At 56.0% G+C, this 13650-nt stretch carries 15 protein-coding genes and 1 rRNA gene; 14 read left to right on the top strand and 2 right to left on the bottom strand.

Going from position 1 to position 13650, the window contains the following annotated elements; translation table 11 throughout:
• The first annotated feature begins 208 nt into the window (after window positions 1-208).
• A 5S ribosomal RNA gene (gene rrf, locus BM235_RS29630) occupies window positions 209-325 on the top strand.
• Window positions 326-509: 184 nt separating this feature from the next.
• On the opposite strand, the gene BM235_RS29625 is transcribed toward rrf, so the two are convergent.
• Complete coding sequence (locus tag BM235_RS29625; RefSeq protein WP_090117867.1) at window positions 510-1037, bottom strand: hypothetical protein; 528 nt, start codon at window positions 1035-1037, stop codon at window positions 510-512.
• A gap of 157 nt (window positions 1038-1194) precedes the next feature.
• Between BM235_RS29625 and BM235_RS29620 the strand changes: the two genes are divergently transcribed.
• The 11 genes from BM235_RS29620 (at window position 1195) to rsmI (ending at window position 10714) form a co-directional block, all read left to right on the top strand.
• Window positions 1195-1380 carry a sigma factor G inhibitor Gin gene (locus BM235_RS29620; RefSeq protein WP_090117866.1) on the top strand — a complete coding sequence of 62 codons (186 nt, stop codon included), beginning with the start codon at window positions 1195-1197 and terminating at the stop codon, window positions 1378-1380.
• Window positions 1381-1521: 141 nt separating this feature from the next.
• The gene (locus tag BM235_RS29615) at window positions 1522-2997 is read left to right on the top strand and encodes an aminotransferase class I/II-fold pyridoxal phosphate-dependent enzyme (protein ID WP_369803574.1); all 1476 of its coding nucleotides are present in this window, start codon (window positions 1522-1524) and stop codon (window positions 2995-2997) included.
• Window positions 2994-4589, top strand: coding sequence for a glycan biosynthesis hexose transferase WsfD (locus tag BM235_RS29610; protein ID WP_090117864.1), 1596 nt, complete (start codon window positions 2994-2996; stop codon window positions 4587-4589). The genes BM235_RS29615 and BM235_RS29610 overlap by 4 nt, the downstream gene beginning before the upstream one ends.
• A 46-nt stretch (window positions 4590-4635) precedes the next feature.
• Window positions 4636-5274, top strand: a complete 639-nt coding sequence (gene tmk / locus BM235_RS29605) for a dTMP kinase (RefSeq protein WP_090117877.1) — start codon at window positions 4636-4638, stop codon at window positions 5272-5274.
• A gap of 144 nt (window positions 5275-5418) precedes the next feature.
• Window positions 5419-5748 carry a cyclic-di-AMP receptor gene (locus tag BM235_RS29600; protein ID WP_067781248.1) on the top strand — a complete coding sequence of 110 codons (330 nt, stop codon included), beginning with the start codon at window positions 5419-5421 and terminating at the stop codon, window positions 5746-5748.
• A 24-nt stretch (window positions 5749-5772) separates the two neighbouring features.
• Window positions 5773-6216: a YaaR family protein gene (locus BM235_RS29595; protein WP_090117863.1), complete on the top strand. Its 444-nt coding sequence runs from the start codon at window positions 5773-5775 to the stop codon at window positions 6214-6216.
• A gap of 57 nt (window positions 6217-6273) precedes the next feature.
• A complete protein-coding gene (gene holB, locus BM235_RS29590) occupies window positions 6274-7257 on the top strand; it encodes a DNA polymerase III subunit delta' (protein ID WP_090117862.1) in 984 nt (327 codons plus the stop codon).
• 41 nt (window positions 7258-7298) lie between these two features.
• Complete coding sequence (locus BM235_RS29585) at window positions 7299-8099, top strand: PSP1 domain-containing protein (protein WP_090117861.1); 801 nt, start codon at window positions 7299-7301, stop codon at window positions 8097-8099.
• A gap of 55 nt (window positions 8100-8154) precedes the next feature.
• Complete coding sequence (locus BM235_RS29580) at window positions 8155-8538, top strand: initiation-control protein YabA (RefSeq protein WP_369803573.1); 384 nt, start codon at window positions 8155-8157, stop codon at window positions 8536-8538.
• Window positions 8539-8866: 328 nt separating this feature from the next.
• A complete protein-coding gene (locus BM235_RS29575) occupies window positions 8867-9679 on the top strand; it encodes a tRNA1(Val) (adenine(37)-N6)-methyltransferase (RefSeq protein ID WP_255374659.1) in 813 nt (270 codons plus the stop codon).
• Window positions 9680-9682: 3 nt separating this feature from the next.
• The gene (gene rsmI, locus BM235_RS29570) at window positions 9683-10714 is read left to right on the top strand and encodes a 16S rRNA (cytidine(1402)-2'-O)-methyltransferase (protein WP_090117859.1); all 1032 of its coding nucleotides are present in this window, start codon (window positions 9683-9685) and stop codon (window positions 10712-10714) included.
• A gap of 90 nt (window positions 10715-10804) precedes the next feature.
• Here the strand turns inward: rsmI and BM235_RS29565 are convergent, their stop codons facing one another.
• Window positions 10805-11053: an AbrB/MazE/SpoVT family DNA-binding domain-containing protein gene (locus tag BM235_RS29565; protein WP_067781230.1), complete on the bottom strand. Its 249-nt coding sequence runs from the start codon at window positions 11051-11053 to the stop codon at window positions 10805-10807.
• Window positions 11054-11369: 316 nt separating this feature from the next.
• Here BM235_RS29565 and BM235_RS29560 point away from each other — a divergent pair, with 316 nt between their 5' ends.
• Window positions 11370-12662, top strand: coding sequence for an HD domain-containing protein (locus tag BM235_RS29560; RefSeq protein WP_090117858.1), 1293 nt, complete (start codon window positions 11370-11372; stop codon window positions 12660-12662).
• A gap of 64 nt (window positions 12663-12726) precedes the next feature.
• Window positions 12727-13524 carry a TatD family hydrolase gene (locus BM235_RS29555; RefSeq protein ID WP_090117857.1) on the top strand — a complete coding sequence of 266 codons (798 nt, stop codon included), beginning with the start codon at window positions 12727-12729 and terminating at the stop codon, window positions 13522-13524.
• Window positions 13525-13650 lie beyond the last annotated feature (126 nt).

Here is a 13650-nt window from a genome sequence, read left to right as displayed (position 1 = left end):
GTTGATAGGCTCGGGGTGTAAGCTCAGTAATGGGTGTAGCTGACGAGTACTAATCGGTCGAGGGCTTATCCTACGGTTTGCATGCATGCAGACCAACGGTTAAGCTACACAGGCAAGAGAATTTCTAGCGCAAATTCGTTTCGCATCCGGTTTTCAGGGCGCAAGCTCTGTAAGCTGCAACGCTGTATGGCAAACGCCAAACAGTAGGTCTGGTGGTAATGGCGGAGGGGTCCCACGCGTACCCATCTCGAACACGACCGTTAAGCCCTCCAGCGCCAATGGTACTTGGACCGCAGGGTCCTGGGAGAGTAGGACGTCGCCAGGCTAAATGCAGTAAAGAGAACCACCTTCTTCGGAAGGTGGTTTTTCGTTGATTGCGCAATTTGGCGTTCAGAGGGTGCGAGTGGCGGCGATTGTTGGGGGACAGGAGAGACGTTAATAGCTCTAAGGCTTTCCAGTATTGCCGGGCAGCAGCAGCAAAAAGCGGAACTAACGTCCTCTTCTGAACATTAAATGTGATAGTAGGAAACTTCCGTATCGGACAAGCGGATGATGCCATTGCCACGCTCCTTGCGCATACGCAGGAGCAGCGTAAGACGTGGAGAGAGCAGCCAGAAGTGCCAGTATACCAGAGATATGACTAGAGCCGGATGGGCCCAAGGATAGAGAAGTGCAGAGGCGCAGCAACCGACCAGCATCAGATGGAAGTGAAGGCGGCGGAAGAGGCCGAGGCTCGTGTCCATGACAGGCAGGGGGCCGATCCAGGGCCAGTCGATGCGGAAGCTCCAGCGTTTGCCGGCTGCGGCGTCTACGCGGCGCAACGTGATGCGCAGAACGACTGCGTGAATGAGTATCATGACGATCAGGCCAACCGCCATGCACTCAAGCCCTTTCCACGCGTAAAAGCCCGTGACGAACCCTGCACCTAAAAGAGCGGTCGTCATATAGCTATATTTAGTTTCTGGTCGCATCGGAATTTTGCGAATCAGCTTATAATGATAGACGGTGGCCTCGCGCGCTGGCTCGAGCATTTTCATAGAGGATCTCCTTGTACGGCTCTAGGGTTTCTGTAGTTACTATCGGCTTGAATTGCCGTTCTTGTTAAGTTCTTTGGCGCAGCGCGCTAGCAAGCGTATATTTTCATAGAGTATGAGGCATACTATTCGTATTAAGCCAACCAAAGGCGGGAATGCCATGAATGAAGAAGATAGCAAAACCTGCATCGTATGCGGACATCGCGATCGGGAAGGCATTCGGATCATGAGTTCATTTATCTGTCATTCGTGCGAGTCGGAAATGGTGAATACGCAGGTCGAGGATCAACGTTATCCGTTCTTCGTGCAGCAATTGAAGCAATTGTGGGTTCATACGGAAGGCTGACGGCAGGCTCCACAAAGAATTTAACGCAGAATAGAATACGAAGAAGTGCCGAAGGAACGGCGCTTTTTTGTGTTGTTTGGGGCTTGCTAAAGGATTTGATATAATGGTGATTATGTAAAATTTTATGAAACTAAGCGAGGAATGAAAATGGGATCGGCAAAGCACGAGCAAGCGCCGTTATTCGATATGCTTGTACGCCATGCTAAAAAAGAGCTGACCCCTTTCCACGTCCCGGGGCATAAGCAGCGAGCTGTCATCGATGAGTACGAGGGAGCTACAGCGGACTTCGGATTCTTGATAAATATGGATATTACCGAGCTATCGGATTCGGACGATCTACATGATCCGAGCGGAGCGATCGCGCTGGCGCAGGATTTGGCTGCGGCGTGCTTCGGCGCGGAGGAGACACGTTTTCTCGTCGGAGGAAGTACTGCAGGCAATCTGGCGATGATCCTCGGGATCTGCGATCCGGGCGATATCGTGCTGGTACAACGCAACGTGCACAAGTCCATCATTCACGGTCTGGCGCTTGCGGGCGCCAGATGCGTTTTTTTGACGCCTGAACTGGATGACCGCTCAGGTATCGCTATTGCTCCCCGCGTAGAGACTGTCGTTCGCGCTGTTGAAATTTATGGGGAAGCCAAAGCTATTATTCTGTGCAGTCCCAACTATTATGGAATGACCGCAAACCTGGTGCCTCTGGTTAAAGCAGCGCATGCTAAGCAAATACCTGTGCTGATCGATGAAGCGCATGGTGCCCATTTTGGTCTTCATCCGGCATTTCCCGGCAGCGGGCTCCAAGCCGGAGCGGACGTGGTCGTTCAATCGACGCATAAGATGCTGAGCTCGCTTACGATGAGCGCCATGCTTCATATGCAAGGCGATCTTGTCTACCGGCCGGCCATTCGGCAGGCGCTTGGCATGGTACAGAGCTCGAGTCCGTCTTATCCGCTGATGGCTTCGCTTGATCTGGCCCGAAGGGAAATCCAAGTGCAAGGCTCCGACTTGTTCGAGCCGGCCCTAGCGGTGTCCCGAACCGTGCGCGAAGCGCTTGCCGGACTGTCCTTCGAGGCGCTGAATGCAGACGATCCGTTGAAGCTATCCATTAAGGATAAGCATGATAGGCTGACCGGATTCGAGCTTCAAGCGAAGCTGGAGGAGAATGGCTGCGTCGCCGAGATGGCGGATGCGAACTATGCGGTATTGGCGCTAGGACCCGGTACGAGAAAAGAAGATGGGGACGTCTTGCTTCGAGCGCTTAACGAAATCGCCGGAGAGCTGGTTACAAGAAGCTCGAGTAGCTCTCTCAGTCAGAAGGTCCCGACTATTCAATCGTCATCCGATTTTACATACGGTCAGATCTCGGAGCCAGTTACGATCAGAAGACGAACCCCCCATACATCAAGCGTGTCCCTTGAGGCGGCAGCGGGCCGTATTTGCGGCGAATGGATCATTCCGTATCCGCCCGGCATTCCTCTTCTGTATCCGGGAGAACCTATATCTACAGACGCCATAGAGGAGCTGAAACGCCTAGCGGCCGCGGGAGCGCGATTCCAGGGGGCGTCGGACGAATCCTTGGCGACCATTCGAGTCCTGACGGAAGGGGATAACGTATGAACGGTACAGCGACGCGTAAAAGGCCCGAATCGCGGATGATCGCAGCTTGGATCGCCTTGGGCGCAGCGGCGGCTATCATTGCCTACCTGCTGTTCGTGCCGCCTGTCCTCGGGGTGGCGGACAATGGCGACTTCAATCGCGTCATGGGCGCTTCGGGCATTGCCTACGCGGACCCGCAGGAGTCCTATGCGGACCGCTACTTCGGTTATGCCCATCAGCTCTATCGCTACGGCGGTTTTACTTCCGGGGGATATGTGTCCACGCATGTGCTGCTCGTGGCTATCGCCGGAGGAATAGGGAGACTTGTCGATCCGCATACCTTCGATATTCGCGTTCTGGGCTTCTGCTATATGGCGCTTATGCTCACTGCGCTGTGGATTCTCGTGCGTTATGCACCGGCGATGCGAGGCAAATACACGACCGGCGTCGCCGCTGCGCTTTTGGCGATCATCGGCATCGTTATCTTTTGCGACGTGGGCTATACCGCGTATTATCAATCTTTCTTCGGGGAGCCGTATGCTTTGGTCGCTACCCTGCTCGCCTTAGGCGCAGCGGCCGCGATCGCATCGCGGGTCGAATCGGACAGGCGAAGTTCGGCAGAGCCTGATGATCCGCAGCAAACCGTCCGTCCTCCGTCCGCATGGTTGTTGGCGCTGTTCGTGGCCGCCGGCGTCGCCTTGGCAACCTCGAAGATTCAAAACGCCCCTATTGGCTTCCTGCTGGCTCTCCTGGCTTGGCGAATGGCCTCGCTGCGTCCCGATAGAGGCTGGCGGTTGCGCGGAAGGATCGGGGCAGGCATCCTTGCGCTATCGGCGGTCCTTATGATGGCGCTGGCGCCGGATCAGCTCAGGCATATCAATCTGTATCAATCGATTTTTTTCGGCGCGCTCAAGGATACGTCGAACCTGAAGCGGGATATGCAAGAGCTGGGCATTCCGGACAAGTACGCGGGATTGGCGGGCACGAACTATTTTCAGAAGGATACGATCGTCCCCCAGAGCGACCCTACGCTTCGGCGAGAGGTGTTGGATCGGCTATCGCACAGAGACATTGCCTTGTACTACGCACGGCATCCCGAGCGGTTCGTGAGCAAGCTGGAGAAGGCCGCAGACAACGGTACGGCCATCAGACCCTATTACCTGGGAAATTATAGCGAGTCTGCCGGCCGTGAGCGCAGCGAGCTGTCCTATGCGTTCAGCGCATGGAGCGAATGGAAGCATCGGCATATGCCGAATACCCTCGCATGGTTTGTCGCATGCTACGCCGTTTATTATGCGCTGCTAGCCGCCTGGTGGGGTAGAAGCGCCGGTCGACCCGGCGCCAGACTGCTGGCGGAGACGCTTGCAGTCATCGGGGCCGCGGGCGCGATGGCCGTGACCGTGTCGCTCATGGGAGACGGGGAGGCGGATCTCGGCAAACATCTCTTCATGTTCAACGTATGCTTCGATATTATGGCGGCCAGCGCGCTTGCGGCCGCTGTTTACGGGCTGCTGTGGGGGATTCGGACGTTGGCCGCCAGCAGCGGTAATCGCAGGCAGTCGACGATAATCGTTCAACCTGCGAAGCTTTCAGGCTATAATAGAGAAGAGTAGACGCGAGGGGCGTCTGTCTATTATATAGAATCGGGGCATTCGCATGATGAAGAGAGGCCATTTCATTACCATAGAAGGCAACGAAGGCGCGGGAAAATCGACGATCGCCGTGATGATGCTCGATTATCTGCGCAAGAAGGGCTTGGATGTCGTAGCGACGCGCGAACCCGGCGGCATCGCCATCGCGGAGCAGATTCGCGCGATCGTGCTGGACAACGGCAATACCGCCATGGACGGCCGCACGGAGGCGCTGCTGTATGCGGCGGCCCGCAGGCAGCACTTCGTCGAAAAGATTGTACCTACCCTCGAACAGGGTAAGACGATCTTATGCGACCGCTTTATCGATAGCAGTCTGGCCTACCAGGGGTTCGCCAGAGGGCTTGGCATCGACGAGGTGATGTCGATCAACGCGTTCGCGATCGAAGGCGGATTTCCCGATCTGACGATCTATCTGGACGTCGATCCCGAGGTCGGCATTCAGCGGATCCACGCGCACGGGGACAGGGAGATCAATCGACTGGATCTGGAGTCTTTACCCTTTCACCATCGCGTACGCGAAGGCTATCTACAGGCGTTGGCGCGATTTCCTGACCGGATCGTGCGGGTCGACGCCAATCCGGGCATCGAAGACGTGTTCGCGGCGGTTGCGGGCGTACTAGATCGCTTTTTCGACCGGACTGAATAAGATAATAACGGCTAAGAGCGGCTTGCTGTCATGCCCACTCGGAGATAGCGCTTGCAAATATGCGTTCCGGGGCAGGATTTGAAGCCGCGGCGTCAAATTTTATAAAGAGAAGCTCATATTACATTGAATTGGGAGGAATGATGGATGAAGCTGGTCATCGCCGTAGCACAAGACAAGGATAGCAACAGGCTCTCCAATGCGCTCATCAAAGAAGGGTTCCGCGCGACGAAGCTCGCTAGTACCGGAGGATTTTTAAAGGCCGGGAATACGACGTTCCTGATCGGGATCGAGGACGAACGGGTACAGCAGGTGCTCGACGTCATCCGTGCCAACTGCAAAGTGCGCGACCAATTGGTTACCCCTGTTTCTCCGGTCAGCGGCGCAGCCGACTCCTATATTCCATTTCCGGTCGAGGTGCAGGTGGGCGGCGCAGCCGTCTTCGTGGTCCCGGTCGAACGATTCGAACACTTCTAACTATCAGGCGGGATGTGAAGCGGGATGAAGATCCAGCCGGGTTATTTTCCCCCAAACAATAAGATTCAACGGACGGATACGAACGCCCGTCCGCGCGAGATGCCGAACTTCGGCGATCTGATGCAGCAGAACGAAGAGGGGCGCTCCCAGGAGGAGCTGCAGCGCAAGCTGGAGGACATTCGCCTGCAGGGCGACAGGCTCATGCGTTCGATGACCGTCCGCGAGCTTAAGCTGTATCGGATGATGGTCAAGGGCTTCCTTGAAGATACGCTCAAGCGCGGCATCGCCCTGAAGGAGACGAAGGGCTGGGATCGTCGCGGACGCGGCAAGCGGTACAAAATATTGGAGGAAGTCGATTCGATGCTCGTGGCCATGGGCGAGGAGCTCCTAGGCAGCGAAGAAGGCCGGCTTGAGCTACTGCAAAGGGTTGGCGAGATTCGGGGACTTTTGATTAACCTGGTATTCTAACGGCGCTCAAGCCGTTGCAATAAATTTTAGTTCATCAACGAGAGAAGGTTCAGCGCAATGGCGATCGCATCTGTACCGGGCCAGGATCGGGCCAAGAGGCTCCTGCAGGGCATGCTCCGCAGCGGCAAGATCGCGCACGCCTACCTGTTCGCGGGCCCGCAGGGGTCTGGGAGAAGCGCGATGGCGCAGGCCTTCGCGATGACGCTGCTGTGCGAGCGCGGCGGCGACGATGCCTGCGGCGAATGCCTGACGTGCCGCAAAGTCGAGCACGGCAACCATCCGGACCTGCACCGGATCGTCCCGGACGGCCAGACGGTGAAGATCGATCAGATCCGCGAGCTGCAGCGGGAGCTGTCGTATCGCAGCGCCGGCTCGCAGCGCAAGATCTACGTGATCGAAGCGGCGGAGACGATGACGGTTCAAGCGGCCAACAGCCTGCTGAAGTTTCTGGAGGAGCCGCCGTCGCCCGTCGTAGCGATCCTAATCGCGCCGAGCGAGCAGGCGATGCTGCCTACGATCGTATCGCGAACGCAGCACGTGCCGTTCACGCCGGGCGATCCGAAGGCGATGGAGGCGCTGCTCGTGCGAGAGGGCACGCCGCCTCTGATCGCGAAATCGGTCGTTCATTTGTCCGCGGGGTTCGAAGCCGCGCGGGCGCTGGCAGCCGAGAATTGGTTTGCAGAAATCCGAAACGTAGTGATACAATTAGGCAGGGAGATCCCGTCCCGGTTCCCTGGCGTGCTGCTAACCGCGCAGACACAGGTGTTTAAGACGGATCTGGCCGAGCATACCGACATTTTGCTGCAACTGTTTGCTTTATGGTATAGAGATATGATTTACGTCATGACCGGCCGAGAGGAGAGGCTCGTCTTTCCCGATCAAGCGGAATGGCTCTCCAAGCAGGCTTGGACCCGTAGCGTCCATGCCTGGACCCGGTCGATGGAAGCGGCGCTGTCCGCCGTCCGCCGCATCAAGGCGAACGTGCAACCGCAGCTCGCTTTCGAGCAATTTCTAGTGACGTCCGCGCAGACGGCGGTTTAACCGCATCGGAGCGTCTGCGGCGGCGTACGGGAGGGGTAGTTTTGTACGAGGTTGTCGGCGTCCGCTTCAAGAAGGCGGGCAAGGTCTATTATTTTGACCCCGCCGAACATCCGGTAGCCAAGGACCAGCATGTCATCGTCGAGACTGCGCGAGGCGTCGAATACGGCACGGTCGTCATCGGACCGAAGACCGTCGGCGAGGCCGACGTCGTCCTTCCGCTCAAGAGGGTTATACGCGTCGCTGCGGACAGCGATGCGCATGCAGTCGAGGAAAACCGGAACGCGGCGAAAAACGCTTTTGCCATCGGATTACAGAAAATCAAGGACCATCAGCTCCGCATGAAGCTGGTGGACGTCGAATACACGTTTGACCGCAACAAGATTATTTTTTACTTCACGGCTGAGGGACGCGTGGACTTCCGGGAGCTGGTGAAGGACCTGGCCGGCGTATTCCGGACCCGTATCGAACTCCGTCAGATCGGGGTGCGGGACGAAGCGAAGATGCTGGGGGGCATCGGCCCCTGCGGCCGCGTGCTCTGCTGCTCCTCCTGGCTGGGGGACTTCGAGCCGGTCTCGATCAAGATGGCGAAGGACCAGAATCTGTCGCTGAACCCGACCAAGATCTCCGGCTTGTGCGGCCGCCTCATGTGCTGTCTCAAGTTCGAGCACGACAACTATGAGAGCGCCAAGGAAGAGATGCCTGCCGTCGGCAAGATCGTCGTCACCTCGTTCGGAGACGGCAAAGTCGTTGGGCTCAATGCGGGCAGCCGCAGCGTTCACGTTCAGCTGTTCGAGGTCGGCAAGGTCAAAGAGCTTCCTTTCGAAGAAGTCGTCGTAAAGTAATTCCTGCAGCACCTATCGTCACCGACACAACCTGGCTTTAAGGTGGAGCTTGCCCATGAAGGATATATACTTAGGCGTGGATGAACTCGAGGCGAAGCTAGGCGGCCTCCATACGGAATTCGGCTCGCTGAAGCTCAAGATTAAGGAATTGCTCGAAGAAAACCAGCGGCTGCGCATCGAGAACCAGCAGCTGCGCAAAATCTTCAAGCGCGAGACCATTGAATTCGCGGCAGAACCTGCGGTCGACGTATCGGAGGAACCGGCCGATACCCGTCAGCAGGAGCAAGCCGAGACTGCGGCCGGGTCGTCCATTGGCGAAGGCTACGACAACCTGGCCCGGTTGTACCACGAAGGCTTCCATATCTGCAACGTATACTACGGGCATTTGCGCATGGAAGGCGACTGCTTGTTCTGCCTCTCGTTTCTTAGCAAGCCTTAGTTGGTTCTTAACCGCGTACGGCCGACTCTCCAATCCGGGGGAGCCGGCTTTTTTTTGCAGTCGCTCGTTCCGCCACCTCTCCAGCCTTCCGAACGCTGGCATTGAATCCGCAAATCGAGTAAGCTTAGAGACGTAATTAAGGAACAAAAAACGGTACCAAAAGCAGTACCAAAAGGAGTACCAAAAGCAGTACCAAAAGCAGTACCAAAAGAAGTACCAAAAGCAGTACCAAAAGCAGTACCAAAAGCAGTACCAAAAGCGGTACCAAAAGCGGTACGAAATGACGCATATATAATAGAAGAAAAAATTCGGGACGGTGCGTTGGGCGTTGAATGAAAACGATAACATCGTGCTTGGAAAGCCATCGTTGCTGGAAGGCGAACGCCTGGACGACCTGCTGACGCACGCGTATAAAATCATACAGAGCAAAGAGGTTTTCAGCTTCTCGTTGGACGCCGTTCTGCTCGCCAGATTCGCGGGAATACCGAAAAAGGGACGAATCCTCGACTTATGCACGGGGAACGGCGTGATCCCGCTGCTGCTCTCGACGCGGACCGATGCGGCGATCGAGGGCGTGGAGCTGCAGCCCCGGCTAGCGGACATGGCGAGGCGAAGCGTCGCCTACAATGAATTGCAGTCGCGGATCGCCATTCGGGAAGCGGATCTCAAGACGCTGCCCGCCCTGCAGGGAGACGAGGCATACGATGCAGTAACGGTGAATCCGCCGTACAAACCTGTCGGATCCGGAGAGCATAAGGGAAACATGCATCAAGCGCTCGCCCGTCATGAGATCGGATGCACGCTGGAGGATGTCGTATCGGCATCGGCGCGCAGCATTCGCGAGGGCGGGCGCGTCTCCATGGTCCATCGTCCGTCTAGACTGGCGGAGATCATGGCCGCGATGCAGAGGTACCGGCTCGAGCCGAAGCGCATGCGCTTCGTGCATTCGCGCGCGGGAGCGGAAGCGAATATGGTGCTGATCGAGGCCAGCCTGGGCGGACGTCCGGAGCTCCGGCTGCTCCCGCCGCTGATCGTATACGAGGGAGAAGGCCGTACCTATACAGGGGAGCTGCTGGACGTATTTTATGGGCGTAAAAAGGAATTGAACGGCACTGAAGCGAGCGAAAAGGCGGAGGATTGAGCGATGAAGGAGAAACGCGAACGGCGTGCACAGAAGTTGAAGCAAGCAGCCGATTCGTCCGGGAACGAGCAAGCCCGTGAAGCGAATGCGCGCGAGCATACGGAGAATACCTACACCTCGGAGGCGCAAGTGCAGAAAAGCTTCGGCGCGCGCGCTGCGGGCGGTCCGGGCACGCTCTATCTGGTCGCTACGCCGATCGGCAACCTGGAGGACATGACCTTCCGTGCCGTGCGCATGCTGAAGGAAGCGGATCTCATCGCCGCAGAGGATACGCGACAGACGCGAAAGCTGCTCACGCACTTCGACATCTCGACGCGCCTCGTCAGCTACCACGAGCATAACAAGCGAGCAAGCGGACCTGAGCTTGTCCGACTGTTGGCCGAAGGCAGCTCGATCGCCCTCGTCAGCGACGCCGGCATGCCCGCCATCTCCGACCCGGGTGCCGATCTGGCAGCCGCGGCAGCCGCGGAGGGAATCCCGGTCGTTCCCATCCCGGGCGCTAACGCCGCGCTCTCCTCGCTCATCGTGTCGGGTCTGCCGACGGACCGATTCCTGTTCGCGGGATTTCCTCCGCGCGACCGCAAGGGAATGGAGTCTTTTCTCTCCCGCCTGGATCGGGAAGAGGCCACGCTCCTGTTGTACGAGTCCCCGCATCGGCTCAAAAAAACGGTGGAGGCGGTCGCCGAGCGTTGGAGCGGCAGGCGGATGGCGGTCGTGCGCGAGCTGACGAAAAAGCACGAGGAGATCGTGCGGGGGACGGCGGAAGCTTGCCTTCGATATATAGAAGCGAATCCGCCGCTAGGCGAATGCTGCCTGGTCATCGAAGGCGCAGACGCGTCCGCAGCTTCGGCGGCAGATCCCGGCGACGCATGGTGGTCCGAGCTGACGACGGCTCAGCATGTTGCCAGGTACGAGGCGCAGAACGGAGAAAACCGCAAAGAAGCGATGCGTCTCGCGGCGCGCGATCTGGGCGTGTCCCGCAGGGAAGTATACCAGATGCTGCTTGAAGAAGAAAAAGACCCCTCCGCGGACTAAGTCCGGGAGGGGTGCAAGGAGATATAAAAAGGTTAGAAATAACGATGTTGGTAAGTGCTTCTTCCATTATAAACGAAATTCTCTAATTTGTCACACAGTTGCAGGCAAATCCTTCAAGCATTCTCTGCAAACGATTTTTCCTTTGAAATAAATCACGTTGTCCGCGTTGCCGCAGAAGATACAAGCCGGCTCGTACTTCTTCAGCATGATGCGCTCGCCGTCCACGTAGATTTCCAGCGCATCCTTCTCTCCGATACCCAGCGTTCTGCGCAGCTCGATCGGAATGACCACGCGACCCAGTTCATCTACTTTCCGTACAATGCCCGTCGACTTCAACATTTGGAAATCCTCCCTCATTCGCGTAAAATAAGATTAAACGAAATGTCGGAGAACCTCCGCATATTCGCCATCATTCGACAAAATTCTTTGTTTTCCGTACTCTATCGTACCAACGATTCCCAAATAAGTCAACCAGAAATAGCGGCTTCTTTAGCTGAAATTTAGCTGAATACCCGCTAACTTCCACAGTTTAGCCCCAATTCAGCGATATATTAGGTAAAAAATGGGATTAGTTCTTAAATTTACGAATGACACTATTCGACAAAATTATAATCGTTTGTCGAATGTGAAGCCCAAACCTACGAGGTGATCGAGCATGTACCGTCTTCGGGAGGAAAAAGTATTCAAGGACCCCGTTCACCAGTCCATCTACGTGCAGGAAGCGACCATCTGGAAACTCATCAATACCGCCGAGTTCCAACGATTGAGGCGCATACGCCAGTTGGGCACTTCGTACCTGACCTTCCATGGGGCAGAGCACAGCCGGTTCTCCCATTCGCTGGGCGTATACGATATCACGCGAAGAATTATCAGTCAATTTGAGCGTAACGGATACCAGGACTGGCCGCAAGAGGAAAAAATGGTCAGTTTATGCGCTTCTTTGCTGCACGATGTCGGACACGGTCCTTTTTCCCACGCAATCGAACAGGTGTTCGATACGGACCACGAAGAATGGTCCTGCGCGATTATACTTGGAGATACCGAGATCAACCAGGTATTAAAGGAAGTAAGCGAGGACTTCCCTCAGAAGGTCGCAGCAGTCATCTGCAAGACGTACGACAAACCGATCGTCGTGAGTCTGGTGTCCAGTCAGATGGATGCGGACCGCATGGATTATTTGCTCAGGGATGCCTACTTTACCGGCGTGAATTATGGCACCTTCGATTTGGATCGGATCTTGCGCGTACTGCGTCCTTATCGGGGACGGATCGTCGTGAAGGAGAGCGGGATGCATGCCGTAGAGGATTATCTGATGTCGAGATATCAAATGTATTGGCAGATTTACTTCCATCCCGTGACGCGCAGTTCGGATATCGTACTGAGGCAAATCTTCATGAGGGCGCGCGAATTGTACCGAAGAGGCCATGCGTTCAAGTTCCTGCTGCCGCCGCTAGCGCAGTTATTGAACGGCACGATCGGGCTCCGGGACTATCTGGCGCTGGACGAGGCGATGGTGCAGACCGCGTTCGGCCAATGGGCGGATGAAGAGGATGACATACTGGCAGACTTATGTAAACGGTTTTTAAACCGCAGGTTGTACAAGTATGTACCCTTCGAAGGTGAGCACGAAACACTGGAGGCGAAGCTGCGCGAAGCGTGGGAACGGATCGGCCTTCACCCGGATTATCACTTGCAGATGGACACGCCGACGAACCTGCCGTACGACGTATACAAACCGGGATCTCCGGATCCCGAACCCAAAGAAAAGACGCCTGTCCTCGTATTGGACGACAAAGACCGATTGACCGAGATCTCTCTGAAAAGCGATATCGTCCGGTCGATTGCGGGACTTCATACCGGGAAGTACTATATCTATTATCCCGAAGACCTGGTGCTCCCTCATATCAATAGTCTGAAGCCGGAGATTCGGGAGCTGCTGGGGTTATAAAACGCCCATCTCGCTCGATCCCCGCCCATGCTCAATCATTCGCCAAAAGGAGACCTGCCGCGACATGCTTTTCGATACGCACGCCCATCTGGATTCAACGAAGTTCGACAACGACAGAGAAGAAGTGATCGCGCGCGCGAAGGAAGCGGGCGTCGGCACGATCGTGAACATCGGCTTCAATCGGGAGACGATCCCGACGACCATCGCGCTGGCCGAAAAGCACGATTTCATCTACGCGGCCGTAGGCTGGCACCCGACGGATGCCGTCGACATGCGTTTGGAAGAAGATCTCGCCTGGATCGAATCGCTATGCAGCCATCCCAAGGTCATGGCGATCGGCGAGATCGGTCTCGACTACTATTGGGACACATCGCCGAAGGATATCCAGCACATCGTATTCCGCGAACAGATCAGATTGGCGAAGCGGCTCGGCAAGCCGATCGTCATCCATAATCGGGACGCCCATGAAGATGTCGTTCGTATCCTTCGCGAAGAAGGAGCGGCCGAGATCGGGGGCATCATGCACTGCTACTCCGGCAGCTGGGAGACGGCCAAGCAATGCCTGGACATGAACTTCTATATCTCCTTCGGAGGTCCCGTCACCTTCAAAAACGCGCGCGTTCCCAAAGAGGTGCTGGCGCGTGTCCCCTTGGACCGATTGTTGATCGAAACGGATGCGCCTTACCTTACCCCCCACCCCTATCGAGGCAAGCGAAACGAGTCGTCTTACGTGCAATTCGTGGCTGATTCCGCTGCGGAAATCACAGGCCTTTCTAGGGAAAAAATAGAAGAAATTACGGAAAGAAATGCGCGCGTCTGTTTCCGACTCGGAGATAAAGCGCCAACAATCGAAGAAAAATAAATATTTTCTAAGAAAAAACTAGCTTTTGCTCCTGAAATCCTAAAAAAATGGCTTAAATTTGCCTTAAAACGCTGAAATTCGCTCTTTGCACGTTCTTTACACCTTCGGGGCATGCGGGTTATTATC

The organism is Cohnella sp. OV330 (assembly GCF_900112065.1).
Classification (GTDB): Bacteria; Bacillota; Bacilli; order Paenibacillales; family Paenibacillaceae; genus Cohnella.
Note: the sequence above shows the minus strand (reverse complement) of the source record. Positions and strands in the feature narration are given on the sequence as shown.